The organism is Streptomyces sp. NBC_00299 (assembly GCF_036173045.1).
GTDB classification, from domain to species: Bacteria; Actinomycetota; Actinomycetes; order Streptomycetales; family Streptomycetaceae; genus Streptomyces; species Streptomyces machairae.
Map to the genome: position 1 here is coordinate 5277636 of NZ_CP108039.1, position 25362 is coordinate 5302997.

At 69.7% G+C, this 25362-nt stretch carries 24 protein-coding genes; 11 read left to right on the forward strand and 13 right to left on the reverse strand.

Annotation, left to right across the window (positions count from 1 at the left end; genetic code table 11):
* Window positions 1-39 precede the first annotated feature (39 nt).
* Window positions 40-1467 (reverse strand): MFS transporter, encoded by a 1428-nt coding sequence (locus OHT51_RS23485; protein WP_328880880.1) that lies wholly within the window; start codon window positions 1465-1467, stop codon window positions 40-42.
* Between the two features lie 325 nt (window positions 1468-1792).
* Between OHT51_RS23485 and OHT51_RS23490 the strand changes: the two genes are divergently transcribed.
* The gene (locus tag OHT51_RS23490) at window positions 1793-2719 is read left to right on the forward strand and encodes a DUF3027 domain-containing protein (protein WP_328880881.1); all 927 of its coding nucleotides are present in this window, start codon (window positions 1793-1795) and stop codon (window positions 2717-2719) included.
* Between the two features lie 199 nt (window positions 2720-2918).
* Here the strand turns inward: OHT51_RS23490 and OHT51_RS23495 are convergent, their stop codons facing one another.
* From OHT51_RS23495 to OHT51_RS23505, 3 genes are all read right to left on the reverse strand, one after another.
* The gene (locus tag OHT51_RS23495; RefSeq protein ID WP_328880882.1) at window positions 2919-3548 is read right to left on the reverse strand and encodes a Uma2 family endonuclease; all 630 of its coding nucleotides are present in this window, start codon (window positions 3546-3548) and stop codon (window positions 2919-2921) included.
* A 52-nt stretch (window positions 3549-3600) separates the two neighbouring features.
* A complete protein-coding gene (locus tag OHT51_RS23500; RefSeq protein WP_328880883.1) occupies window positions 3601-4449 on the reverse strand; it encodes a helix-turn-helix domain-containing protein in 849 nt (282 codons plus the stop codon).
* Window positions 4450-4648: 199 nt separating this feature from the next.
* Window positions 4649-5122: an ATP-binding protein gene (locus OHT51_RS23505; RefSeq protein WP_328880884.1), complete on the reverse strand. Its 474-nt coding sequence runs from the start codon at window positions 5120-5122 to the stop codon at window positions 4649-4651.
* 156 nt (window positions 5123-5278) lie between these two features.
* Here OHT51_RS23505 and OHT51_RS23510 point away from each other — a divergent pair, with 156 nt between their 5' ends.
* Together OHT51_RS23510 and OHT51_RS23515 are read left to right on the forward strand one after the other, a co-directional pair.
* Window positions 5279-6154 carry a helix-turn-helix domain-containing protein gene (locus OHT51_RS23510; protein ID WP_328880885.1) on the forward strand — a complete coding sequence of 292 codons (876 nt, stop codon included), beginning with the start codon at window positions 5279-5281 and terminating at the stop codon, window positions 6152-6154.
* Entirely contained in the window at window positions 6151-6369 is a 219-nt protein-coding gene (locus tag OHT51_RS23515; RefSeq protein ID WP_328880886.1) for a DUF397 domain-containing protein, read from the forward strand. The genes OHT51_RS23510 and OHT51_RS23515 overlap by 4 nt, the downstream gene beginning before the upstream one ends.
* On the opposite strand, the gene OHT51_RS23520 is transcribed toward OHT51_RS23515, so the two are convergent.
* Window positions 6366-6581, reverse strand: a complete 216-nt coding sequence (locus OHT51_RS23520) for a hypothetical protein (RefSeq protein ID WP_328880887.1) — start codon at window positions 6579-6581, stop codon at window positions 6366-6368. The genes OHT51_RS23515 and OHT51_RS23520 overlap by 4 nt on opposite strands.
* Window positions 6582-6720: 139 nt before the next feature.
* Here OHT51_RS23520 and OHT51_RS23525 point away from each other — a divergent pair, with 139 nt between their 5' ends.
* Window positions 6721-7452, forward strand: a complete 732-nt coding sequence (locus OHT51_RS23525) for a DUF7873 family protein (protein WP_328880888.1) — start codon at window positions 6721-6723, stop codon at window positions 7450-7452.
* Between the two features lie 471 nt (window positions 7453-7923).
* Here OHT51_RS23525 and OHT51_RS23530 read toward each other — a convergent pair whose 3' ends face one another.
* Window positions 7924-8580 carry a contact-dependent growth inhibition system immunity protein gene (locus OHT51_RS23530; RefSeq protein WP_328880889.1) on the reverse strand — a complete coding sequence of 219 codons (657 nt, stop codon included), beginning with the start codon at window positions 8578-8580 and terminating at the stop codon, window positions 7924-7926.
* A gap of 21 nt (window positions 8581-8601) precedes the next feature.
* Window positions 8602-10731 (reverse strand): RNase A-like domain-containing protein, encoded by a 2130-nt coding sequence (locus OHT51_RS23535; RefSeq protein WP_328880890.1) that lies wholly within the window; start codon window positions 10729-10731, stop codon window positions 8602-8604.
* A gap of 198 nt (window positions 10732-10929) precedes the next feature.
* Here OHT51_RS23535 and OHT51_RS23540 point away from each other — a divergent pair, with 198 nt between their 5' ends.
* Entirely contained in the window at window positions 10930-14067 is a 3138-nt protein-coding gene (locus tag OHT51_RS23540) for a sacsin N-terminal ATP-binding-like domain-containing protein (protein ID WP_328880891.1), read from the forward strand.
* A 30-nt stretch (window positions 14068-14097) separates the two neighbouring features.
* Here OHT51_RS23540 and OHT51_RS23545 read toward each other — a convergent pair whose 3' ends face one another.
* Window positions 14098-14328: a DUF7683 domain-containing protein gene (locus tag OHT51_RS23545; RefSeq protein WP_328880892.1), complete on the reverse strand. Its 231-nt coding sequence runs from the start codon at window positions 14326-14328 to the stop codon at window positions 14098-14100.
* A gap of 187 nt (window positions 14329-14515) precedes the next feature.
* On the opposite strand from OHT51_RS23545, the gene OHT51_RS23550 reads away from it, so the two are divergent.
* Together OHT51_RS23550 and OHT51_RS23555 are read left to right on the forward strand one after the other, a co-directional pair.
* Window positions 14516-15295, forward strand: coding sequence for a calcium-binding protein (locus OHT51_RS23550; RefSeq protein WP_328880893.1), 780 nt, complete (start codon window positions 14516-14518; stop codon window positions 15293-15295).
* Between the two features lie 194 nt (window positions 15296-15489).
* The gene (locus OHT51_RS23555) at window positions 15490-16410 is read left to right on the forward strand and encodes a hypothetical protein (protein ID WP_328880894.1); all 921 of its coding nucleotides are present in this window, start codon (window positions 15490-15492) and stop codon (window positions 16408-16410) included.
* A gap of 45 nt (window positions 16411-16455) precedes the next feature.
* On the opposite strand, the gene OHT51_RS23560 is transcribed toward OHT51_RS23555, so the two are convergent.
* Window positions 16456-18852 carry a cation-translocating P-type ATPase gene (locus OHT51_RS23560; protein WP_328880895.1) on the reverse strand — a complete coding sequence of 799 codons (2397 nt, stop codon included), beginning with the start codon at window positions 18850-18852 and terminating at the stop codon, window positions 16456-16458.
* A 103-nt stretch (window positions 18853-18955) separates the two neighbouring features.
* A complete protein-coding gene (locus tag OHT51_RS23565) occupies window positions 18956-19252 on the reverse strand; it encodes a DUF2530 domain-containing protein (RefSeq protein WP_328880896.1) in 297 nt (98 codons plus the stop codon).
* 159 nt (window positions 19253-19411) lie between these two features.
* Here OHT51_RS23565 and OHT51_RS23570 point away from each other — a divergent pair, with 159 nt between their 5' ends.
* Complete coding sequence (locus OHT51_RS23570) at window positions 19412-20863, forward strand: NCS2 family permease (RefSeq protein WP_328880897.1); 1452 nt, start codon at window positions 19412-19414, stop codon at window positions 20861-20863.
* Between the two features lie 26 nt (window positions 20864-20889).
* Here the strand turns inward: OHT51_RS23570 and OHT51_RS23575 are convergent, their stop codons facing one another.
* Entirely contained in the window at window positions 20890-21072 is a 183-nt protein-coding gene (locus OHT51_RS23575) for a ribbon-helix-helix protein, CopG family (protein ID WP_328426929.1), read from the reverse strand.
* Between the two features lie 155 nt (window positions 21073-21227).
* On the opposite strand from OHT51_RS23575, the gene OHT51_RS23580 reads away from it, so the two are divergent.
* Both OHT51_RS23580 and OHT51_RS23585 read left to right on the forward strand, forming a co-directional pair.
* A complete protein-coding gene (locus OHT51_RS23580; RefSeq protein ID WP_328426930.1) occupies window positions 21228-21665 on the forward strand; it encodes a MarR family winged helix-turn-helix transcriptional regulator in 438 nt (145 codons plus the stop codon).
* A 107-nt stretch (window positions 21666-21772) separates the two neighbouring features.
* A complete protein-coding gene (locus OHT51_RS23585; protein ID WP_443052725.1) occupies window positions 21773-23044 on the forward strand; it encodes an MFS transporter in 1272 nt (423 codons plus the stop codon).
* A 56-nt stretch (window positions 23045-23100) separates the two neighbouring features.
* Here OHT51_RS23585 and OHT51_RS23590 read toward each other — a convergent pair whose 3' ends face one another.
* Entirely contained in the window at window positions 23101-23619 is a 519-nt protein-coding gene (locus OHT51_RS23590) for a GNAT family N-acetyltransferase (RefSeq protein ID WP_328880899.1), read from the reverse strand.
* 25 nt (window positions 23620-23644) lie between these two features.
* Here OHT51_RS23590 and thpR point away from each other — a divergent pair, with 25 nt between their 5' ends.
* The gene (gene thpR / locus OHT51_RS23595; protein ID WP_328880900.1) at window positions 23645-24217 is read left to right on the forward strand and encodes an RNA 2',3'-cyclic phosphodiesterase; all 573 of its coding nucleotides are present in this window, start codon (window positions 23645-23647) and stop codon (window positions 24215-24217) included.
* A 144-nt stretch (window positions 24218-24361) separates the two neighbouring features.
* Here thpR and OHT51_RS23600 read toward each other — a convergent pair whose 3' ends face one another.
* Window positions 24362-25351, reverse strand: coding sequence for an aldo/keto reductase (locus tag OHT51_RS23600; RefSeq protein WP_328880901.1), 990 nt, complete (start codon window positions 25349-25351; stop codon window positions 24362-24364).
* Between the last annotated feature and the right edge of the window lie 11 nt (window positions 25352-25362).

The window sequence follows — 25362 nt, forward strand, 5'->3', positions numbered from 1 at the left end:
GGGCGGCGTGCCGTGGGCCGGGCCGGCGGACACAGCGCGTCACGTCACGCGCGGCTGGCTGTGGCCGCCGTGCCGGGCCGAGCCGATCAGGCCCTTGATGGTGGTCAGCCAGCCGATGGCGACGATCGTCGCGCCGACCAGCAGGCCCAGGGAGCCCTTCAGCGGCAGCACGATGCCGATAGCCCCGCCGAGCACCCAGGACACCTGCAGCAGCGTCTCAGAGCGCGCGAAGGCCGACGTACGGACCAGTTCGGGCACGTCCCGCTGGATCAGCGCGTCCAGGGACAGCTTGGCCAGCGCCTGGGCGAACCCGGCGGTCGCCGCGAGGAACGCCACCACGACCGCGCCGAAGAAGGCCGCGGCCGTGAGCGCCGCCAGCAGCACGAAGCCCACGACCGTCACGATGATGATCTCGGGCGCCCGGGAGCGCAGCCACGCGCCGACCGCCGTACCGCACGCGTTCCCGACCCCGGCCGAGACCGCCACTATGCCCAGCGACACGGCCGCGCTCTGCCCGGACATCGGGTGCTCGCGCAGCAGGAACGCCAGGAAGAAGATCAGGAAGCCGGAGAGGCAGCGCAGGGCGGCGTTGGCGCCGAGGGCGTGGGTGACGGCGATGCCGACCGTGCGCAGCCCGGGGCGCTTGACCGGGCGCCGGTGCGGCCCGTGCAGGTGCTGCTCGTCGGCCGCCAGCAGCGCGGTGTCCTCGCCCTTGGCGGAGTCGACCTTCGGCGGCAGGGTGAACGACAGGATCGTGCCGGCGACGAAGATCACGAAGGCGCCGTACAGCGGGTAGCGCGGCCCGAGCGCCTGGAGTCCCGCGCCGATGGGGGCGGCGATGCCGGTGGCCAGCAGGCCGCCGAGCGTGACTCTGGAGTTGGCCTTCACCAGGGAGAAGCGCGGTGGCAGCAGCCGGGGCACCACGGCGCTTCTGACGACGCCGTAGGCCTTGGAGGCGACCAGGACGCCGAGCGCGGCCGGATACAGCTCGATGCTGCCGGTGGCGACGGCCCCGGCCAGCACCAGCGCGAGCATCGCCCGGGCGAACATCGCGCCGGCCATCGCGGCGCGGCGGCCGTGCGGGATGCGGTCGAGGAGGGGGCCGATCACGGGCGCGAGGACCGTGAACGGCGCCATGGTGATGCCGAGGTAGAGCGCGACCCGGCCGCGGGCCTCGTCGGTGGGGACGGAGAAGAAGACCGTGGAGGCGAGGGCGACGGTGATCATCATGTCCCCGGCGCCGTTCACCGCGTGCAGCTCGATCAGCTTGCCGAGGCCGGACTCACCGGCGCCGTGCGCGTGGGTGGCCTTGCGGATGCCGCGGGCCGGGCCGGTGAACGGGAAGCGCAGGGCACGGCCGAGCGCGCGGAGGGAGCCGCGCTTCCGGCCCGTCCCGCCACCTCGATTACGGCCGCCCTTGCCGCCACCGATGCCGGTGGCTCCTTCGGGCTGCCTCGCGGTTGCCACGACGCAATAGTGCCCCGAGATGGGGGTGGGTAGTGCGGTTACGGCGCGTATGGAGGGCAGGGACTCGGATGGGCACGGGGGCAACTGACGGCCCGGTGGCAAGGGTTCCACCACCCGCCGCGAGCGGTGAAAGGGCCGTCGGTGTAGGCCCAGCGCCCGCGAGCAGGTAGCGTGCGTATCTCAGCCATCCCGCACAATGGATGACGTAGGTGCGCCCGAGCGTGATTCGGATGCGGACGTCGACGCGGCCCACAGGTCCGCTCCGTCTGCTCCATCGCCTCAAGGCACCGCACCCGAGAGACGGCGTAGGAGAGAAGCGATACCTGTGAGCGCAGCGACAACGCGAAGCCGCACCCCCGACCGTCTGTGCGCCGAGGCGGTCGACCTCGCCCGCAGTGCCGCCGAGGAGGCCGCCGCGCCCGGCGTCGTGGGCGAGCACGCGAGTCTGGTCTCCGAGGGCGACCGCGTTGTCACGCACTTCTTCGAGTGCAAGGAGCTCGGGTACCGCGGCTGGCGCTGGGCGGTGACGGTGGCCCGCGCCTCCCGCGCGAAGGTCGTCACGCTCGACGAGGTGGTCCTCCTGCCGGGCCCGGACGCCCTCCTCGCGCCCGAGTGGGTGCCGTGGAGCGAGCGCCTGCGCCCCGGCGACATGGGACCGGGCGACCTGCTCCCCACGGACGCCGAGGACCTTCGCCTGGAGCCCGGCTACACCGGCGAGGACGAACCGGGACCGAATTCGCCGTTCTCGGAGGAGATGGCGGAGCTGGCCGAGGCGGAGGACGCGGACGTCACCGCGACCGCCCCCGCGAACCTGCCGGCGGCGCCCTCCCGCGGCTCGATCGCCGCCGTGGCCGAGGAGCTCGGCATGCGGCGCGCCCGGGTCCTGTCCCGCTACGGCCTGCACGTCGCCGCGGACCGCTGGGAGGATTCGTACGGCGCCAAGACCCCCATGGCCCAGGCGGCCCCGGCCTCCTGCGTCACCTGCGGCTTCCTGGCCCCGATCGGCGGCTCCCTCGGCCAGGCCTTCGGCGTCTGCGCCAACGAGTTCTCCCCGGCCGACGGCCGCGTGGTGTCGCTGACGTACGGCTGCGGCGGCCACTCCGAGGCCGCGGTCATGCCGAAGCCCCCGCGCCCGGCTCCGCCGGTGATCGACGAGACCCGCGTGGACCCCTTCCCGCTGCGCCCGGCGCCGGACTCGGGGTCGGTGTCGGTGGGGGCGGACGGGGACTCGGGGGAGCTGGGCCACTCGTAGTACGCGGTGAGGAGCCGGCGACGGCTTCTCTTCCCGCCCGAGGTCAGGGCACGAGGATCTTGAGCTCGATGTCGGTCGGGAAGGGAACGGCGGCCTTCAGACGCTCACGGTGGATTCCGGTGGCCACGTACGTGCCGGTCATGGTGTCGAGTTCGCGGGACGGGGGTCAGCTCGGGTTCGTGATCGGGCTGGTGGCTTCTCAGGATGTCGTCTTCCCGTCTGCCCTGTCCTCGCCCTCGGTCTGGTATCGCGGCAGGTTCTCGGTCGAGATCGTCCAGTCCGCGATGGTGATGTCTTCGCCGTACAGGAAGTCCTTGCGGGTCGCGTAGCGGGGGCCTGCTGGGGTGGAGTGGATGTCCGTGAAGACGGCGCCGGTTCCGGTGCGGGGGTCGAAGATGGCGTAGACGGGGATGCCGATCACGGCGTAGTCCCGCATCTTGCTCACCCAGTCGTTGTCCGGGTTGGAGCGGGAGACGACCTCGATAGCCGCGATGACCGTTCGAGGGTCAATGGAGCCCTGGACGTTCAGGTCGGTCCACGCGATCACCATGACATCGGGGTGGCGCATGATGCCCTCAGACACATCCTCCACATCGGGTGTGCCGTTGTGCGCCAGCAAGTCATCCGGCATGAGCTTCTCCAGGCGGCGGCTGATGTGCGCGGCCGTGACCTCATGGGGTCCTCCCGGCGCCATCATGTCGTGAACGATCCCTTCCTTGGTGATTTCGAACTTGCCGGGGAGGGTGCTGTCCGTGGACTCCACGAAGTCGCGCATGGCTCGGTACAGGTGGGAAGCACCCTGTCGCGCGTTGTCCCGGGCGATGGTCATGGCGCTCGCTCCTCGTGGTCTGTGCCCGGGGGCAAGGATCGTCGCTTTCATGCTAGGCGGCCTCCAGGAGGTCGGATCGGCAGTCGCGGCAGCAGCCGCCTGGTTCGGGGGCGCGGAACGCCCGGTCACAGCCGTCGCAGGTCTGCAACGGATGTCGTACGTCCGGCGGTGGGGCCAAGGCCCGGAACGGGGGCGGCGCCGGCAGCTGGGCGGTCAGGCGGTGAGCCAGTAGGGCTGCCGGACGGCACAGGGGCTCGGGTGGCAGGTCGGTGGTCAGGGTGTGGCGTACGGCGGTGGGACCGACGTCGCGCTCCAGCCAGGCGGCGACGCCGGGTACCAGGTGGGCCGTGTCCTGCTCGCTGAGCAGTAGGCGGGGGTCGTGGCGGCGGAGGTCCGTGAGGAGGTCCGTGGCTGTCTGGAGGAGTGTGGGCGCCGGGTAGGCGGGTTGCGGTACGGCGGGGAGGGGCTTGCGGGGGGCCGGGGTTCGCGTCCTGCGGGGCGGCGCCGGGTGGTCCTGGGCGTTGCCTTGGCGGCCGGGCTGGTTGCAGGAGATCGTGCGGGTGACGATGCGGCCGGCGGGGGTGCGTTGGCGTTCGCGGCGCAGGTAGCCGTGGGTCTCCAGCTCGCGCAGGGCGGCGGCGATACGGGTCGCGCCCTCGGGGAAGCGGGCGGCGAGGGTCTTGATGTCGACGCGGGCGCCTGCGGGGAGCGACTGGATGTGGACGCCGAGTCCGATCGCGAGACCCGACAGCTCCGGGTGCTGGGCGAGGTGGTTGCCGATCACCGTGAAGCGGGTGGTGTGGCGGGCGTTGTCGTGGCTGAGGCCGCCCGCGTGGGAGTGGTTTTTGCCCGCGATACGGGACTGGGCGCGCGAGGGCGCGCTAGGGTTTTGGGTGTCCATCGGGAAGGTCGTTTCTTCCTTGGTGGTCAGGCCCTCGCACTGGGATTGCCGTCCCGGCGAGGGCCGTCGTATGTCTGCGGTTGTGTTGCGGCGAGCGTAAGGCAGGCAACCTGCCCCGAATCCAGCCGAGTTGATGATGTTCACCCGGTTGGGTGAGTTTGCGCCCCGGGCGGGAGGGGTGGGGCTTGGTGGGGTTCTTTCACTGGTTTGTTCCTTGAGGGAGATCGCCCGCGTCACCGGAGAACGGGTTTCCGGGTTCCGGTGGCAACGCGACTTCGGCCCAGACCGTCTTGCGTGGCGGCAGCCCCGGTGACGTGCCCCAGCGGTCGGCCAACGCCTCGACGATGGCGAGTCCGCGGCCTGACTCCGCCTCGGGGGTGGGGTGTTGGGGGTGCGGGAGTCGGTCGCCACATGTGTCGGTGACTTCGATACGGAGGGTGCCGCCGACGACATACAGGAGCAGCAGGAAGTCCCGGCCGGGGACGCGACCGTGCGTGACCGCGTTGGTGGCCAGTTCGGCCACGAGGTGCGCCGCCGGGTCCATCGGCAGGCCCCAGCTGCGGAGTTGTTCGGTGGCGAGGAGCCGGGCGAGGCGGGCGCCGCGAGGCGTGGGGGACAGCTGCACGCTGAAGTTGCGGATGTGGGTGGTGAGTTCGGGGGATTTCTGCGTCACGTCACTCAGCGTGGTAGTGCGTGCTTACTGTGAACAGTGACTCGGCGGGTGCGTACGGTGACTGTCCGGAGCTTGTCCGGTGGTGTCCGGGCTGTCGGGACGTTGAGTGCGGGTAGGGCGCTGCTGCACTGCGGCGGTACGACGGAGGGGTACGGCATGACGGTCGAGGCGGACACCGGGCGGCTCAAGACGGAGGCGGACGAGCCGGGGTGGGAGGTGGATCCGGACGACGAGTGGGGGATCGCGGTCATCGCGACCGTCGGGCGGCAACTGAAGCTGCGGCGTGAGGCCGTGGGGATGCGGGCCGCCGAGTTCGGGGTGGCGGTGGGGTACGGGGAGGACCTGGTCTACAAGATCGAGGGCGGGAAGCGGATTCCTCGGCAGGAGTATCTGGTCAAGGCGGATGAGGTGTTGGGGGCGGGTGGGCTTGTCGCGGCGACGTGGGAGGACGTTAAGAAGGTCCGGTATCCGAAGAAGGTTCGGGCGCTGGGGGAGATGGAGGCCAAGGCGGTCGAGCTCCAGCTCTACGATCCGCTCAACGTTCATGGCCTGTTGCAGACGCCGGAGTACGCGCGGGGGCTTCTCTTGATGCGACGCCCCGCGTACACAGAGGATGAGGTGGAGCGGTTCATCGCAGCGCGTGTGGCCCGCAAGGCGGTGTTCGAGCGGGACCCGGTGCCGGAACTCAGCTTCGTCCTGGAGGAGTGGGCGCTGCGACGTCCGCTCGGAGGCAGGGTGGCGTTGCGTCGCCAGCTTGAGCATCTGCTGGAGGTAGGGCAGTTGAGGAACGTCGAGCTTCAGGTGATGCCGATGGATCGCGAGGAGCACGCCGGCATTGACGGTGGCATCGAGGTGCTGAAGTTCGCCGACGGTTCAGCTGTGGGGCGTTCGCCGGTCGTGGTCAGCGGCCGACCGGTGTCCGAGCCCAGGCAACTCCGTATCCTTGAACTGCGGTATGGCATCATCCGGGCGCAGGCTCTCACACCGCGTGAGTCGACTGCCTTCATCGAGCAACTGCTGGGGGAAACATGATCCGCAACACTTCGGATGGGCAGGCCTCCGAGCTGGCGTGGTTCAAGAGCAGCTACAGCAGCGGCAGCGAGGGCGACTCCTGCGTCGAGATCGCGATAGCCCCCCGCACGATCCACGTCCGCGACTCCAAGCACCGCAACACCAGCCCCCGGCTCGCCCTCGCACCACAGGCCTGGGCCGACTTCGTGTCGTACGCGGCCAACCGCCCTACCTAGCTGCGGCGGGCGCGGCGGATCAGCCAGGAGGCCGTGAGATACAGCGTGGTGACTGCCGCCCAGAGTGCCAGGAGCTGGATTGCGAGGAGCCTGTCACCTTCGCTCCAGATGAAGGCGGTCATCCCCAGACCGCCGATCCACCAGAGGAACACGATGATCGCGAGGACCCCCCAGGCCAGTTCGCCGAGGGTCTCCTTGATCAAGTCCAGCATGGTGCGGCACTCCCGTGCGGATGAGATGTCTGCATGATCAACCGCACAGCAGGCTCTCACGCCGTGCGAGTCACCTGAAAAGCGAGTGCACGCGTTCGAGCCGGTGGGATACGTTCCTGCCTGGTCGAAGGGGGAACTCGTGGCGAAGCTGAATCAGATCATCGCTGTCGAAAAGGGTGTCAAGAGCAAGTCGCTCCAGGACATCACCGCGGCGCACCACAAGGTGCAGAAGCCCGCGCTGCTGGCCGGTATCTCGCGTACGTACCAGCCGAAGGACGAGGAGGGCGAGCAGCTGCCGCCCGAGTCCACGCGTGTGCAGGTGCAGGCGGAGGACGTGCTGCGGGAGATGTCCGCGTCGCTGACCCGGCTGTTCGACGTGACCGCCACGAAGGACTGGGCCAACTGCTCGGCACGCGCCGACGTCACGGTCGACGGGCGGACGGTCGTCGCCGCCGTTCCGGTCAGCTACCTCCTCTTCCTGGAGAAGCAGCTCACCGACCTGCACACCTTCGTGAAGAAGCTTCCCACGCTCGACGCCGCCGAGTCCTGGTCCCCCGACCCGTCCACGGACTGGTGGAAGACGGACCCGGTCCGCACGATCCGTACGAAGAAGGTTCCGCGCAACCACGTGAAGGCGGAGGCGACGGAGAAGCACCCGGCGCAGGTCGAGGTGTACTACGAGGACGTGCCCATCGGGTACTGGACGACCGTGAAGTTCTCCGGGGCCCTTCCGGCGCGGCGGGTCAACGAACTGGTGGAGCGGGTCGAGAAGCTCCAGCAGGCTGTGAAGTTCGCCCGCGAGGAGGCCAACGGTGCCGAGGTCACCGATCAGCGGGTCGGCGACGCGGTGTTCGGCTACCTGTTCGGCTGACGCCGATCACGGGTAGCCTCCATGATCGCCCCCGCGTGCGAGCGCGGGGGTGCGCAACAGGCGCGGGCCGGGATTGAGGCCCGGTTCGCGTGATGAGCGCAAGCTGACACTGAAGTTCAGCCTGAAAGACGCGGTGACAGTGAAGGTTCGAGTCCTTCCCCCGGCACTACGACACCCATCCGGGCCGGGGTAGCCCAACATGGAAGAGGCAGCCGCGATCAATCTCAGACTCTCGCTCCAGTCTCAGCATTGCCGCCGATCGCCGGATCGACCGAGGCCGGACGAACGCCGTCGGATGCGAGTTCGACTCTCGCCTGCACCTCTTGCGTGGTGCGGTAGTTCAAAGGAAGAACACGACGGCATGATGACTGATCCGACCTCTTAAACGCCGCCGGCGTGCGCAATTGGGTGGCATCCCCAGGGGCCCGGGAGCTGGATACGACTCCCGGGCTCCGCCACGTCCAGATATCGCTACGCGGCAGTGATTCGCCGGCGGATCAGTTCCAGCCATTGCCGGAGTGACATCCCCTCCGGCGGCAGAAGGTCGAGCCCCAACGCCGTGGTTGCTGTGTGGAGTTCCTGATCCGAAGCCACCATCGTCAAAAGCTCGGTGATCTCCTGCGCCGCCTGTGCGCGGTCTTCCGGTGCGGCTTCGGTGACGTACTCATCGATGGCATGGTCGGGCGAGGCGTAGAACTCAGTGTAATTCCGGTGCAAGTAGGCGCCGAGGAACTGGCTCAGCTCGGGGAAGCGCTCGTTCCATTCCCAGGCGTTCTGCGGGTTTATCTGGGGAACTCGTGACGGGTCTTGCAGGAATCGCTGGAGGTGTTCCCGCGTGATGCGCAGGCAGTCCTCCACGCTGCTGCCCATCGGAGGGCGGATGTGGGGAATGTTCTCCACGTCGTCCGCGATCTCTTCGGAGAACAGTCCGATGGAGAGTAGCTCATCGATTTGCTGTACGGCTGTTGCGGCGCGGGCCGGGTCATGAGCGGCAATCCTGAGATACGAGGCCAGGCCGGGGCCCGGGGTCTCTGCGGTGTCAGTGAACGTGAAGCCGGTGTATGCGTAGGCTGTCAAAAGGTCGCTGAGTTCGTAGAACCGCGGCTCTGACGGAAGTGCCTGACTCATGAGTTGCTCCAAGCGTGCGCGCTAGGGCTGGGGGAACGATGTGAGGACGCGGTATCCGGACGGCGCCGTCGGGTCTGCCTTGAGAATGACGCGGACTCCTCGTACCCATTGCGTAGGCTGCCCATGGGTGAAGTCGTAGCGAGTGAGGTGGAGTCCTGTGTTTTCGGTGAACGCTGCTTCCAGTCGCAGTGGTGCTTTTGCGCCCCTGGCCAGCCAGTCGGATATCTTCCGTTGATTCTCCCTGGTGGTGAGAGCCTTGTCAGTGAAACGTTGTGCCGAATCCACGTCAACGTAGCGTGAGTCCGCTTCGAGCTTTGCGTTCTCGCGCAGACGCTTACGCATGTCCGCAATGGTCTTGTCGACGTGCCTGTCGATCGTATGAGCCTTGCTCTTGCCCCCAAGGCTCTTCCCCTCGTCACCACGGACATCCGCACGGTGCTCCGGCTTCTGGCGCCCCTTGCGCTTGCTCCTCGGCCAAGCGTTGAAGTCCCCGCCGGACCCGTTCGACGCGCCCAACCCCATGAGCACGACGCCGGCCGTACCAAGCACCCCGGCACTGAGCGCCGCCTCGGCCGTGAGCGCGCCGACCGTCCCGCCTCCGGCCAGCGCGAAGCCTCCCGGGGGAAACAGGGCCAGCAGCGAGAGCAGGAGGAGGGCGAAGCCGAGGTAGACCAGGAAGGTGTTCAGGGCGTCGAGGAGGTGGAGGGTGCGGATGGCCCTGCCGTCGGGGCCCGCGGCGCCGAGCCCGCGCCACAGGAGGAGGACGCCGGTGGTCGCCGCCCCCAGTGCCGTTCCGATACGGAAGCGGTGGGCCGCCAGTACCTCCCCCAGTGGCTGTGCCGATGCGCGACGCCAGGTGCGTAAAAGGGTGACCAGCTGGTACGCGATCCAGGCCATGGCGGCAATGCCGAAGCCCATGAGGATCTTCGGCCCCGCGCCGGTACTGAAGTACTCCTGGAGGCCGGCCGTGGAGGTGAACGAGCCGACGCCCAGGAACAGCAGTGCCGGGAGCATGAGCACGCACGGGATCAGCAGGAGCCATCGCTCGCGGGTACGGCGCGCCGCTCGGCTCGCCTTCAGCCAGGCGCGGATGTTCAGCGACTGCCAGGCACGCCCGTTGTCGGACGCGTCCATCCGGGCGGTGATCCCGGCGACCACTCGACGTAGGTCACTGGTTTCGCCGGGCGGCGTCGACTCGGCGGCTGCGTACAGCAAGGAGCGCCGCAGCCTGACGTAACGAAGGACGATCAGCAGGCTCCACGGCAGACGCCAGGCCGCATACCGCAGCAGAGCCCCCAGGCTGTCGCCGTCGGCACGTTCGGACGCGAGGAGTACGTCGGGCATGGTGCCCTTGGCGCGGTGGAGCCGGCGCAGGTCCGCCGCCATGGCGATGGTCAGGCACACGAGTGGTGCGGCCCATGCCAGTTCGTTGAGGGACTCCAGCCATTCCTTGGTCCCGGCGGAGTGCTCCTGCACCGCGTAGTTGTTCACGGTGTGGTGGGCGGCGGCAGCCGCGATCGGGAGGATCGACAGCAGGCGTATCCAGCCGTGCGCGCGCCACAGCAGCCCGACCCCGAAGCCGGCCATGGCCGTGAACACCAGGTGAGTGAACGTTTCCGTGACCGGAGGGCCGCCCAGGTCCAGCTGGCTGAACGGGGCCGGGAGCCACGACGTGAGCACCTGTCCCAGGCCCGGTACATACGGCGGGGACAGGCTGTCGGGGACGATCCAGCCCTCGCCGCGGGTGATCGCCCGGTCCGCGTCCAAGCCGAACCGGAGAACCGCCTCCAGCAGCCCGAAACCCGCCCCGAGAGCCGCGCCCACCACGACGAAGTCGGTCAGCCCCCACTGGCGGCGGACCCGCAGGCTCAGCCCCGCCAGCAGCAACGGGGAAACCTTGAGTAACTCCTCCACCCAGGGAGCGACCGTGTAGCTGGTGGTGTTCACCACCGTCACCAGCGACCGGCCCGACTGCTCCGCGTAGACACGGGTGTAGGCGAACTCCACCAACGCCGTCGCCACGCCGCACCCGTACACGCCCACCGCGAGCGCCAGCAGCACGGTCGACAGGCGCACCGAACTCGCCGGTGAGGAAATCGCGAAAAGTTGCAGTACGCCCCAGACGGCCGCCACCGCCATCACCAACGTCACGCCAGGCCCCCGATGCACCGGAACAACATTCGATTCGCGATAGTGAACGCGATGCTAGGCAGGCAACTGCCGGTGCGGCAAGGGAGTTGTGAGACGGCCGTCCGGTGAGCCGGCCCGGAAGGTCGCAAGGCGCGTCCGTAGCGCCGCGGGCGGGAAGCGCATACGCCTCCCATCGGCGGTACCTTCATCATCACGCCGATGAGGAGAGTCAACGTGAGCAAGTTCGTGCGGCCCGCACCCGAAGGCGCCGACCCGTTCGGCACGGCCCGCCTGCGTCGCGGTGTGCTGGACGCCTGGGCCACCAGTCCCGCCCGTTTCCGGGAGGACGCCAACGCCGAGGAGGACCTCGTCCTCGGCGGGTACCGGGACCGGCTCGTCGTCGAGCTCGCTCAGAACGCCGCCGACGCCGCCGCCAGGGCGGGAGTGCCCGGAAGGCTCCGGCTCACCCTCCGCGAGGGTGTTCTCGTCGCCGCCAACACCGGTGCTCCGCTCGATGCGGCCGGCGTCGAGTCGCTGGCCACCCTGCGTGCCTCCGCCAAGCGGGACTCGGCCTCCGTCGGCCGGTTCGGTGTCGGCTTCGCTTCCGTGATCGCGGTCACCGACGAACCCGCCGTCGTCGGGCGGCACGGCGGTGTCCGGTGGTCCCTCGCCGAGGCCCGCGAACTGGCCCGGGAGACCGCGGCACACAGCCCGGGGCTCGGGGACGAGATCCGGCGGCGGGACGGTCATGTGCCGCTGCTGCGGCTGCCGTTCGCCGCCGAGGGCACCGCCCCGGACCCCTACGACACGGTCGTCATCCTCCCCCTGCGCGACACCGCCGCCGCCGACCTCGCCGAACGGCTGCTGCACTCCGTCGACGACGCCCTGCTCCTCGCCCTGCCCGGGCTTGAGGAGGTCGTGATCGAGGCCGGCGACGCCGAGCCGCGCACCCTGCGCCGCGGGGCCGACGGACCCTTCACGGTCGTGGAGGACTCCGCCAACGGCGTCACCCACTGGCGTACGGCCGACGCCCACGGCCCGCTCACGCCCGAACTGCTCGCCGACCGCCCGGTCGAGGAGCGGCTGCGCCCCCACTGGGCGCTCACCTGGGCCGTCCCGGTCGACGCCACGGACAGCACGCCCGCCCGGCCCCGCACCGCCCCCGTCGTGCACGCGCCCACACCCAGCGACGAGGCGCTCGGCGTCCCGGCCCTGCTCATCGCCTCCTTCCCCCTCGACACCACCCGCCGGCACGCCGCCCCCGGCCCGCTCACCGACTTCCTCGTGCAGCGGGCGGCGGACGCGTACGCCGAACTGCTCGCCGACTGGCGCCCGGTGAGCGACGGCATCATCAGCCTCGTACCCGGCCCGCTCGGCAAGGGCGAACTCGACGGTGCCCTGCGCCAGGCCATCCTGGAGCGCCTGCCCCGCACTTCCTTCCTGCCGCCCGCCGTCGAGCCGCAGGAGCAGGACTCCGAGCTGCCCGAGTCCCTGCGGCCCCGGGACGCCGAGGTGGTCGAAGGCGCGGGCGCCGACACCGTGCAGGTCCTCGCCGAGGTCCTGCCCACCCTCCTCCCCGCCGGGCTCGAACGGCGCGTGGAACTGCGGACGTTGGGCGTCGCCCGGGTCCCGCTGACCGACGCGGTCGACCGGCTCGCCGGGCTGGAGAAGGCGCCGGACTGGTGGCGGCGGCTCTACGACAGCCTTGCCGGGGTCGACCCGGACCGGCTGTCCGGCCTCCCCGTGCCGCTGGCCGACGGGCGCACCACCATCGGCCCCCGGCAGATCCTGCTCCCCACCTCCGACGGCGCCCCCGTCGACCCGGAGATCCTGGCCCGCCTGGGCCTCAAGGTCGCCCACCCCGACGCCGCGCACCCGCTCCTGGAGAAGCTCGGCGCCCTCCCGGCCACGCCCCGCGCGGTCCTCACCACACCCCAGGTGCGTGCCGCGGTCGCCGCCTCCCTGGACGAGGAGGGCGCGCTGAGCTGGGAGGAGGACACTCCCGACGCCGAGGAACTGGCCGACACCGTCCTCGCCCTCGTGCGCGAAGCGGGCCTGGAGCCGGGTGACGAGCCGTGGCTCGGTGCCCTCGCGCTGCCCGACGAGGAGGGGGAGCCCGCGCCCGCCGGCGAACTCGTCCTCCCCGGCAGCCCCTTCCACCAGGTCATGCGGGACGGTGAACTCGCGACCGTGGACGCCGAACTGGCCGAGAAGTGGGGCGAGCAGCCCCTCGCCGCCTGTGGTGTCCTCGCGAACTTCGCCCTCGTGCGCGCCACGGACGTCGTCCTCGACCCGGACGAACTGGAGCCGCGCGAGGGCGACTTCGCCCAGCCCGACGACGCGGGTCTGCTGGACGCCGTGGACGTGTGGAGCGAGGACATCCTCGACCGCTTCCCGGACACGCCGGTACCGCCGGTCGCCACCGAGCTGATCGCCGTACGCGACCTGGACCTGGTGGACGACGACAAGTGGCCGCAGGCCCTCGCCCTGCTCGCCCAGCCGCCCCTGCGGGACGCGCTGACCCAGCAGGTGCGGATCCTGCTGCCCGACGGCACGCACGAGGTCGTACGGCCGTACACCGCATGGTGGCTGCGCGGTCACCCGGTGCTGGACGGACGCCGCCCGGCCGGGCTCCTCGCCTCCGGCGGCGACCCGCTGCTGCGCGGCCTGTACGACGAGGCCGACGCGACCGGCTTCGAGGACGAGCAGGTGCTGCGGGCGCTCGGGGTGCGCACCTCCGTCGCCGCGCTGCTCGACGAGCCGGGCGGCGGGGCCGAGCTGCTCGACCGCCTCGCCGACCCGGACCGCCCCGTCACCTCGGCCCAACTGCACGCCCTGTACGGCGCCCTGGCCGACCTCGACCCGGAGCAGGTGACCCTGCCCGACGAGCTGCGGGCCGTGATCGACGGGCGGGTCGAGGTGGTGGACGCGGCGGACGCGGTGGTCGTGGACTCGCCCGACCTGCTGCCGTTCACGGAGGGGGTGCCGCTGCTTCCCGTACGGCCTTCGCGGGCCGCCGAGCTGGCCGAGCTGTTCCAGGTCCGGCGGCTGAGCGAGTCCGTCACCGGCGACGTGGACTCCGAGGGCACCGAGCACGACGTACCCGAGTCGGTGCGGGTGCTGCTCGGCGCGCGGACGCCCCAGTCGTACGTCGAGCACGAGGAACTCGTCGTCGACGGCGTGGAGATCGACTGGCGCCACACGAACGACGGCACCCTGCACGCCTCGACCCTGGAGGGCGTCGCGGCGGGGCTCGCCTGGGCGGCGGGGCAGTGGCCGCGGCGGTTCGAGGTGGCGGCGCTGCTGGAGGATCCGTCGCGCACGGGGGAGCTGGCGCGGGACCGGTGGTTCGACTGAGCGGCGGGGCCTGACCGCCTCCCCTGCCGATCAGTCCGCCACCGCTTCCAGGAAGTAGTCGAAGCGGTCCAGGTCGAGGGTGATGCCGGTCAGGCCGCGGAACCCGTCCGCGTGTTCCCGGTCCAGCGGATACACGTCGGCGAGCTGCGCCGCAGGCATCGCGAGCAGCGCCGTGAACGCCTCCGCGGCCACGGAGGAGACGTCGGTCTCCGACTCCGGCGCCTCCTCGTCCTTGGCGTAGCGGGTGAGGAGAAAGCCCATGGCGTCCCCGTTCGGCCGATCTTGAAATTTCCCGCACAAATCTCTCACGAGTCGTACAACCTTTCGTACGCGTCGCGAATCTGATCATCGGAGTCACCCGACTCCCTGATCACTTGGGCCCCGTACGCACCCACGAGCCGCTGGGTGTGACCGGGCGGGGCCCCTTTGCAACGTGGGGAAACAACACATGCGCATGCGTGCCACCCTCGGCGTCGTGACCGGCGCCCTGGCCCTTTCCGCTCTTGCCGTGCCGGCCGCCCAGGCCGACGAGGTCGAGGGCGACACGGCGATCTCGAACGTCGTGGTGAACGGTGGCAAGGCGGCGGTCGTCGGGTCGACCGCGAAGAAGACCATCACCGTGACCTTCACCGTCAAGGACAACAAGGGCGTCGACTGGGCGCAGGCGATCCTGTACCACGGTGCGAACATCGACAGCTCCGACTCCGGTGCCGTGGCCAACGGCAGCGACGGTCGTGCCACCTGCACGGTGGTCAACGCCACGACGTCGAACTGCAAGTCGACCTTCGACCTCGAGCCGGACTACAACCTGATCAACAAGGTGGCCGGCACCTGGAAGGTCTGGGCGATCGCGGTGGGCAACGACGCCGACTACGTCCAGAAGGACAACGCCAAGAGCTTCCAGGTCCAGCGGGCCTCCCGGCTGACGGTGAACGCCTCGCCGGAGCCGGTGAAGAAGGGCAAGACCATCACGGTCACCGGCAAGCTCTCCCGGGCGAACTGGGAGGACAACAAGTACCACGGCTACACGAACCAGTCGGTGAAGCTGCAGTTCCGCAAGAAGGGCAGCGACACCTACAGCACCGTCAAGACGATCAAGTCGAACTCGACGGGCGAGCTGAAGACCACGGTCACCGCGTCGACGGACGGCTACTTCCGCTACAGCTTCGCGGGCACGAGCACGACTCCGGCCATCAACGCCACCGGCGACTTCGTCGACGTGCAGTGAAACCGGGCAACTGCCCCTCGTTCACTCAGCGCCAGTAACGCTTACGCAACATCCACACCAGCGGCACAACCCTCCACTCGTGCCGCATATCTGATCTTGTGAGCCAACAGGCTCCAACGATCACTCGGCCCCGGTGTGATCGCGAGACACCGTGCTCGGCGATCCACCGGGGCCCTTCTCCACGTGGAGAACGCATGCGCATACGAGCCACTGTGGCCGCCGTCTCCGGCGCCCTGGCCCTCTCCGCCCTCGCCGTGCCGGCCGCGCAGGCCGACGAGACCGTGAGCCGTGCGGACGTCGCGAAGATCCGTGAGGCCGCGCACGCCGCGTCCGGCAAGAGCGCGTTCGGCACCCGCGCCCCCGAAGAGGGCCAGCCGTACGCCCTGAACGTCTCCTTCTCCGACTTCAAGATCGCCAAGGCGGTCAAGGTCGGCATTACCAACCACGTCGCCACCAAGGTGACGTACAAGCTGACCCACGGTGCGGACCTCGACATCACCGCCGCGGACTTCTACACCGACCCGTACATCTACAAGGGTGCCTTCGACGCGCCGGACAACATGCTGTTCGGCAACAACTACGGCAAGTGCACGCCGACTTCGTCGACCACGGCCAACTGCACCGGCACGATCGACGTCTACCCGGCCGACGGCGAGCTGTGGAACGCGGACGCGGGCAGCTGGAAGGCCGGCGCGATGGCCATCGCGTTCAACGGTCAGGACCCCTCGGCCGAGTCCTTCGACATCACCAAGGTCGGATACGCCGACAAGGGCGGCCTCGCCACCACCCTGATCCAGCGCAACTCCCAGCTGACGGTAAACGCCTCGCCGGAGCCGGTGAAGAAGGGCAAGACCATCACGGTCACCGGCAAGCTCTCCCGGGCGAACTGGGAGGACAACAAGTACCACGGCTACACGAACCAGTCGGTGAAGCTGCAGTTCCGCAAGAAGGGCAGCGACACCTACAGCACCGTCAAGACGATCAAGTCGAACTCGACGGGCGAGCTGAAGACCACGGTGACCGCGTCGACGGACGGCTACTTCCGCTACAGCTTCGCGGGCACGAGCACGACTCCGGCCATCAACGCCACCGGTGACTTCGTCGACGTCCAGTAGGACGGTGCCCCACAACGCCCCTCCGGCCAAAGCCGAGCGCAGCGGCTAGGCGGGGACGCGGCGGTCGACCCACCTCCACGCGAACTCCAGGGCGACCGCCGCCACCGCCGAGATACCCACCGCGATCCACGGCATCGTCATGCCGACCAGCCGCAGCGCGAAGAACTCCTGCAGCCACGGCACCACCAGCACCAGCAGGAATCCGAGCCCCATCGCCGCCACCAGCCCGACCCGCCACCATGTGTACGGCCTGGCGATGATGACCAGCACCCACATCGCGATCAGGAACAGCGTCAGGGTGGCGACGCTGGTCTCCGCGTCCAGCGCGCCCTCACCGGTGTAGTAGTGACGGGCGATCAGGTACGTCACGAATGTCGCCACCCCGGCCACCACCCCGCCCGGGATCGAGTACCGCATGACCCGCCGTACGAAGTGGGGTTTCGCGCGCTCCTTGTTGGGGGCGAGAGCGAGGAAGAACGCCGGGACGCCGATGGTGAGGGTGGACAGCAGCGTCAGGTGCCGCGGCAGGAACGGGTACTCCACCTGCCAGCACACCACCATCAGCGCCAGCAGCACCGAGTAGACGGTCTTGACCAGGAACAGCGTCGCCACGCGCGTGATGTTGCCGATGACGCGACGTCCCTCCGCGACCACCGACGGCAGCGTCGCGAAGCTGTTGTTGAGCAGCACGATCTGCGCGACCGCGCGGGTGGCCTCCGACCCGGAGCCCATGGCCACGCCGATGTCGGCGTCCTTCAGGGCGAGGACGTCGTTCACGCCGTCGCCGGTCATGGCGACGGTGTGCCCGTGGGCCTGCAGCGCGCCCACCATGTCCCGCTTCTGCTGCGGGGTGACCCGCCCGAACACCGTGCCCTCGTCGAGGGCCGTCGCCATCCCGTCCGTGTCCTGCGGGAGCCGGCGGGCATCGACCGTCGTACCGGTCAGCCCGAGCTTGGTCGCCACCGCGCCCACCGACACCGCGTTGTCGCCGGAGATCACCTTGGCGCGGACGTTCTGCTCGGCGAAGTAGTGCAGGGTGTCGGCGGCGTCGGGCCGCAGCCGCTGTTCCAGTACGACCAGGGCGGCGGGCTTGGCCCCCTCGGCGACCTCGGGATCGTCGAGGTCGCGGCCGACGCGGGCGAGCAGCAGGACCCGTAGGCCCTGTTCGTTCAGCCGATCGGTTTCGGCCAGGTCGGGATCGTCGCTGCCGAGCAGGACATCCGGGGCGCCCAGCAGCCACGAACTGGTCTCGCCGTTGCCCTCGCTGAAGGTGGCGCCGCTGTACTTGCGGGCGGAGGAGAAGGGAAGGGACTCGGTGCAGCGCCAGTCGTCGGCGTCGGGGTAGGCGTCGATGATCGCCTGGAGGGAGGCGTTCGGGCGGGGGTCGGACTCGCCGAGGGCGCCCAGCACCTTGCGTACGTACTCCTCGTCGTTTCCGCCCAGGGGCCGCAGCTCGGTGACGTCCATGCCGCCCTCGGTGAGCGTGCCGGTCTTGTCGAGGCAGACGGTGTCGACGCGGGCGAGGCCCTCGATGGCGGGCAGTTCCTGCACGAGGCACTGTTTGCGGCCGAGCCGGATGACGCCGATGGCGAAGGCGACCGAGGTGAGGAGCACCAGCCCCTCGGGGACCATCGGCACGATGCCGCCGACGGTCCGGGCGATCGAGTCGTCGAGCGCGTTGTCCTTGGCGACGAGCTGGGTGATGATCAGGCCGGTCGCGGCCGGGATCATCATCCACGTCACGTACTTGAGGATGGTGGAGATGCCGGAGCGCAGCTCGGACTGGACCAGCGTGAAGCGGGACGCCTCCTCGGCGAGCTGGGCGGCGTAGGCCTCGCGTCCGACCTTGGTGGCCTGGAAGGCGCCGCCGCCGGCGACGACGAAGCTGCCGGACAGCACCTGGTCCCCCGGCTGCTTGACGACCGGGTCGGCCTCGCCGGTGAGCAGCGACTCGTCGATCTCCAGCCCGTCGGCCTCGACGCACACGCCGTCCACGACGGCCTTGTCGCCCGGCCCGATCTCTATCAGGTCGTCGAGCACGATCTCCGAGGTGCTGACCTCGCCGGCGACCCCGTCGCGCCGCACGGTGGGCCGGGCCTCGCCGATCACGGCGAGCGAGTCGAGGGTCTTCTTCGCCCGCCACTCCTGGACGATCCCGATGCCGGTGTTGGCGAGGATCACGAAGCCGAACAGGCTGTCCTGGATGGGCGCGACGAACAGCATGATCACCCACAGCACGCCGATGATCGCGTTGAACCGGGTGAAGACGTTGGCGCGGACGATGTCGGTCATCGACCGGCTGCTGCGCACCGGAACGTCGTTGACCTCGCCCCGGGCGACCCGCTCGGCCACCTCGGCGGCGGTCAGCCCGCCCGTCGCCACCGGGGCGCGAACGGGGTGCACAGCCTTGTCCACTTCGGCGCCCGCGTCGGTATGCGTCATGCCTTCGACGGTACGTGCGGATCTACGCCTTCACCCGCCGAGTGCGGGCAAGTTCCGACCTGGGGAGGACCGGCGTCGTGCCGTGGTCGTACGGCGCGGTACCTCAGGACGACTGGGGTTCGCCCGTGGTCTCCCGCGGCTCCTCGGGAGCCGCCGCCCGCTTGAGGGCGGCTTCGCGCCTGCGGACGTACCAGATGCCGATGAGCCCGAGCCCGCCGCCGGCCAGACAGGTCCACACCCACCAGGCCTGTCCGCGGTCGTCGAACCAGCCGTAGAAGGGGAGCTGGACGACGAAGAGGACGAACCAGAGGATCGTGCCGCCGGTGATGGTGGCGACCACGGGGCCCTCAAGGGGCTCCGGCGCCTCGTGCTTCGGGGCTCCCGAGAAAAGACCGGCCATGGGGACAGCTTACGAGGCGATCGGATCCCGGTACGAAGCGATCGCTCCACGCGGAGCCACGCGCGCATCTACGCGCGGAGATAGCAGATCCAGCCCTTATATGTTCATACTGAAACGGTTTATGACTGACCACTTCTCTTCGTAGGAACAACCAAAAGCATGCCCACCTCGGCTCCTGCCAAGGCCCCCACCCCTGAACAGCCGGGAGCCGGGCCCACATACGGCGCACTCGACCGCTACTTCAAGATCTCCGAACGCGGCAGCACGCTGCCCCGTGAAATCCGCGGCGGTCTCGCCACCTTCTTCGCGATGGCCTACATCATCGTGCTGAACCCGATCATCCTCGGCAGCGCGAAGGACATGTACGGGCATCAGCTCGACAACGGGCAGCTGGTCAGCGCGACGGCCCTGACGGCGGCGTTCACCACCCTCCTCATGGGCGTCATCGGCAACGTGCCGATCGCGCTCGCCGCCGGTCTCGGCGTGAACTCGGTCGTCGCGCTCCAGCTGGCGCCCCGGATGTCCTGGCCGGACGCCATGGGCATGGTGGTCCTGGCCGGCTTCGTGGTCATGCTGCTCGTCGCCACCGGTCTGCGCGAGCGCGTCATGAACGCCGTGCCCTACGGCCTGCGCAAGGCCATCTCCATCGGCATCGGCCTGTTCATCATGCTGATCGGCCTCGTCGACTCCGGCTTCGTCTCCCGCATCCCGGACGCCGCCCAGACCACGGTCCCGCTCCAGCTCGGCGGAGACGGCCACCTCAACGGCTGGCCGGTGCTGGTCTTCGTCCTCGGCGCGCTGCTCACCCTCGCGCTGATCGTGCGCAAGGTCCCCGGCGCGATCCTCATCTCGATCGTCGCGATGACGGTGCTCGCGGTCGTCATCGAGGCCGTCGCGAACGTGCCGTCCTGGGGCCTGACGACCCCGAAGTGGCCCGGCAACCCCGTCGCCAGCCCCGACTTCGGCCTGATCGGCGAGGTCAGCCTGTTCGGCGGCTTCGGCAAGGTCGGCGCGCTGACCGGCATCCTCTTCGTCTTCACCGTCCTGCTGTCCTGCTTCTTCGACGCCATGGGCACGATCATGGGCGTCAGCGACGAGGCGAAACTGACCGACGCCCAGGGGCAGATGCCGGGCATCAACAAGGTCCTGTTCGTCGACGGCCTCGCGGTCGCCGCGGGCGGCGCCAGCTCCTCGTCGGCCACCACGGCCTTCGTGGAGTCCACGGCCGGCGTCGGCGAAGGCGCCCGTACCGGATTCGCGAACGTCGTCACCGGCGGCCTGTTCGGTGTGGCGCTGTTCCTGACGCCCGTCGCCACCATGGTCCCGTCCCAGGCGGCCACCCCGGCCCTGCTCGCGGTCGGCTTCCTGATCCTCGCGAACTCCGTCAATGAGATCGACTGGGCCGACTACACGATCGCGATCCCTGCCTTCGTGACGATGGTGATGATGCCGTTCACCTACTCGATCACCAACGGCATCGGCATGGGCTTCATCACCTTCGCGGTGCTGCGCCTGGCCGCCGGGCGGGGCCGGGAGGTGCCGATCGCGATGTACGTCGTGGCGGCGGTGTTCGGCTTCTACTACCTGATGCCGGCGCTGGGCCTCACGTAAGCGCGTCTCTCACGTGGGCCCGTTGCTCACGTGCGCCCGTAGAACTTCTCTGTCTCTTCCACGGCGGCCTGGAACCGTTCGTCGAAGTCATCGCGGATGAGCGTCCGGACGACATAGTCCTGGACGCTCATTCCTCTTTTCGCGGCATGCTGGCGGAGCCGTTCGAGCAGCTCATGGTCTATTCGCAGGCTGAGCACGCTGGTCCCCATGAACACGAGGGTCGCGGCACTCTTCGGTGCGGTGTGTCACGTTCCGCTGCCGGATCACCCATATGAGTGATGTCGCGCTTGAGTGGCCCGGCTCACGGGCATCCATGCGTGTCCTTGGTGGTCTTTAGCGAGAGTAATGAGTTACTCTAAGGACCATGTCGGACCTTACCCATGGCGACAACGCTGCCGCCGTGAACTCCCTGCGCTCCGCCGTGATGCGACTGTCACGCCGGCTCAAGCACCAGCGGGTCGACGAGTCGCTGAGCCCCACCGAGATGTCGGTGCTGGGCACCCTCTCCCTCTGCGGAAAGGCCACCCCCGGTGAGCTCGCCCGCAAGGAGCACGTTCAGCCGCCGTCGATGACCCGCATCGTCGCCCTGCTGGAGGCCAAGGGACTGGTCCGGCTGGAGCCGCACCCGGAGGACCGGCGCCAGAAGGTCGTCACGAAGACCGAGCAGGCCGAGGCGATGCTCGAGGAGAGCCGCCGAAAGCGCAACGCCTTCCTGGCGACTCTGGTCGAGGGTCTCGACGAGGACGAGTGGGCGAAACTGCGCGCCGCCGCCCCCGTGCTGGAGAAGCTCGCACACCTGTAAGCAGCCAAGAGGAGGCGAACCCTTTGAGTACGGGATCCGGAGCAGACTCCGCCCCCGCACCGACCACCCACGAATCCCCGCCCGCCCGGGGGCCCCGCAAGTCCTCGATGTTCAGCTCGCTGAAGGTCAGGAACTACCGCCTCTTCTTCCTCGGCCAGGTCGTCTCCAACACCGGCACCTGGATGCAGCGCATCGCGCAGGACTGGCTGGTGCTCAGCCTCACCGGCTCCGCCACCGCCGTCGGCATCACGACGGCCCTGCAGTTCCTGCCGATGCTGCTCTTCGGCCTCTACGGCGGCGTCCTCGTCGACCGTCTGCCCAAGCGCCGCACGCTGCTCGTCACCCAGACGTCGATGGCCGTCACGGGCATCGCGCTGGCCGTCCTCACCCTCTCCGGGCACGTCCAGGTCTGGCACGTCTACCTGGCCGCCTTCGTCGTCGGTCTGGCGACCGTCATCGACAACCCGGCCCGGCAGTCGTTCGTCTCCGAGATGGTCGGCCCGGACCAGCTCCAGAACGCGGTCAGCCTGAACTCCGCGAACTTCCAGTCGGCCCGCCTGGTCGGCCCCGCCGTGGCCGGCCTGATGATCACCGGCGTCGGCACCGGCTGGGCGTTTCTCGCCAACGGCCTGTCCTTCGTCGCGCCGCTCGCGGGCCTGCTGCTGATGCGGGACCGCGAGCTGTACGCCGTCGAGCGGGCGCCGCGCGGCAAGGGGCAGATGCGGGAGGGGCTGCGGTATGTCGCCGGGCGGCCGGAGCTGATGTGGACGATCGTCCTCGCCGGGTTCGCCAGCACCTTCGGCTTCAACTTCCCCGTGTATCTGTCGGCCTTCGCCGACGACGTCTTCCACGCGGGCGCCGGCTCCTACAGCCTCTTCAACACCCTGATGGCGGTCGGCTCCCTGGCCGGCGCGCTGCTCGCGGCCCGGCGCGGCACGGCCCGGATGCGGGTGCTCGTCGCGGGGGCGTTGGCCTTCGGCACGATGGAGATAGTGGCCGCGTTCGCCCCGTCGCTGTGGCTGTTCGCCCTGCTCATGGCCCCGATAGGAATGTTCGGCATGACGGTCAACGTCACCGCCAACAGCAGCATCCAGATGGCCACCGACCCGAGCATGCGGGGCCGCGTGATGGCCCTCTACATGATGGTGTTCATGGGCGGCGCACCGCTGGGCGCGCCGATCGCCGGCTGGATCACCGACGCGTACGGCGTCCGGGCGGGCCTGGCGGTGGGCGGCGCGATCACAGCCGTCGCCGCCGTGACGATCGCCCTGGTCCTGGCGCGGGTCGGCGGCCTGCGGCTGTCGGTCGGCTGGAACCACGGGCATCCGCAGGTGCGGTTCGTGCCGCGGGAGCGGGAGCAGTTGGCCACGGCTGCCTGAGAGCGGCTGACGGCGACTTGAGGGGCGGGTGCCTGCGGGCCCCGCCCCCGTGGGGGTCAGACCCGGCGGGCCAGTACCTGCCCCGGCCAGTCGTTCGTCCCCCGGTAGGTCTCGGTACGGACGAAGCCGTGGCTCTCGTAGTAGCGGACGAGCTTGCCGTCGTCGCCCGCGTAGCAGTCCACCCGCAGCAGCGAGATGCCCGCCCGCCGGGTCACTTCGGCGGCGTGGGCGAGCAGGGCGCCGCCCGCGCCGTGTCCCTTGAAGCGGCGGTCGGAGGCGAGCCAGTGGATGTACCGCTCGGGCTCGCCGGGCGACGGGAGATGGGCCAGGGAGGGCCCGGGCGAGTCGGCCAGGGTCAGGGTCGCGGCCGGTGCGCCGTCGACCTCGGCGACGAAGACCTCGCCGCCTGACGTGCTCCGCGTGACCGACTCCACGGTCCTCGCGCTCTCCGACAGCGGCTTCGTCCCCCACTGCCCCGTGCGCCCCTGTGAGACCAGCCACTCCACACAGCTGTCGAGCATGCCGAGTATCACGGGGATGTCGTCGGGTCCGCCTTCTCTGATGGTGATCGTCATCCGGTCATGGTGCCAGGCTGGACCCATGAGACTCTTCGCCGCCGTGCTGCCACCCGAGGACGTGGCCCGCGAACTGGCCACCGAGGTCGCCGAGTTGAAGAAGCTGCCCGGCGCGGACGCCCTGCGCTGGACCGGCCGCCCCGGCTGGCACCTCACCCTCGCCTTCTACGGCGAGGTCGACGACGACCTGGTACCGGACCTGTCGGCCCGCCTGGAGCGCGCCGCGCACCGTACGGCGCCCTTCCGGCTGGCGCTGCGCGGCGGCGGCCAGTTCGGGCACGGGCGGGCGCTGTGGGCGGGCGCGGAGGGGGACCTGGCGACCCTGCGGCTGCTGGCCGACCGGAGCGAGGCGGCGGCGCGGAAGGCCGGGGTGCCGATGGGGGAGCACCGGCGCTACAAGCCTCACCTGACGGTCGCCAGGAGCCGGTCGGCGGCGGACGTACAGCCGTACGTCGCGGCCCTCGACGCGTTCACCAGCCGCACCTGGACGGTGGACGAGCTGGTGCTGGTGCGCAGCAACCTGCCCACGTCCGGGGTGGCGGGCGAGCAGCCCCGCTACGAGGCGGTCGCCCGCCGGCCGCTCACAGGTGCCAGTTAGGCTCGGACACGTGAACCCCAAAACCCGGAACCGGATCATGGCTGGTGTGCTTGTGCTGATGTTCGTCGTGGTGGCCCTGGCGGCGGCGCTCGGCAGGTAGGCGGCATGCGTCTACGGCCGAGCGCCGCCGCGTCCCTGTGACGGCTACCAGGCGAAGGCCTCCGGAGACGGCCCCGGACCCGGGAAGATCTCGTCCAGCCCCGCCAGCAGCTCCTCGCTCAGGTCGAGCTCGGACGCCCGCAGCGCCGACTCCAGCTGCCCGGCGGTACGCGGGCCGACGATCGGCCCGGTCACGCCCGGCCGGGTGAGCAGCCAGGCCAGGGCGGCCTCGCCGGGCTCCAGGCCGTGCTTGTCGAGCAGGTCCTCGTACGCCTGGATCTTCGCGCGTACGGCCGGGTCGGCGAGGACTTCGGCGGCCCGCCCGGAGCGGCGCCGCCCGCCCTCGACCTCCTTCTTGAGGACGCCGCCGAGCAGCCCGCCGTGCAGCGGCGACCACGGGATGACGCCGAGGCCGTAGTCCTGCGCGGCCGGGATGACCTCCATCTCGGCGCGGCGCTCGAAGAGGTTGTAGATGCACTGCTCGCTGACGAGGCCGATGGTGCCGTTGCGCCTCGCCGCGACCTCGTTGGCCTGGGCGATCTTGTAGCCCGGGAAGTTGCTGGAGCCGACGTACAGGATCTTGCCCTGCTGGACGAGGACGTCGATCGCCTGCCAGATCTCCTCGAAGGGAGTGGCGCGGTCGATGTGGTGGAACTGGTAGACGTCGATGTAGTCGGTCTGCAGCCGCTTGAGCGAGGCGTCCACGGCGCGCCGGATGTTGAGGGCGGACAGCTTGTCGTGGTTGGGCCACGGCTGCCCTTCCGTGCCCATGTTGCCGTACATCTTGGTCGCGAGGACGACCTTGTCGCGCCGCTCGCCCTTCGCGAACCAGGTGCCGATGATGCTTTCGGTACGGCCCTTGTTCTCGCCCCAGCCGTACACGTTCGCCGTGTCGAAGAAGTTGATGCCGGCGTCCAGCGCCGCGTCCATGATCGCGTGGCTGTCCGCCTCGTCCGTCTGCGGACCGAAGTTCATGGTGCCGAGGACGAGCCGGCTGACCTTGAGTCCTGTGCGTCCGAGCTGCGTGTACTTCATGAAGTGCACGC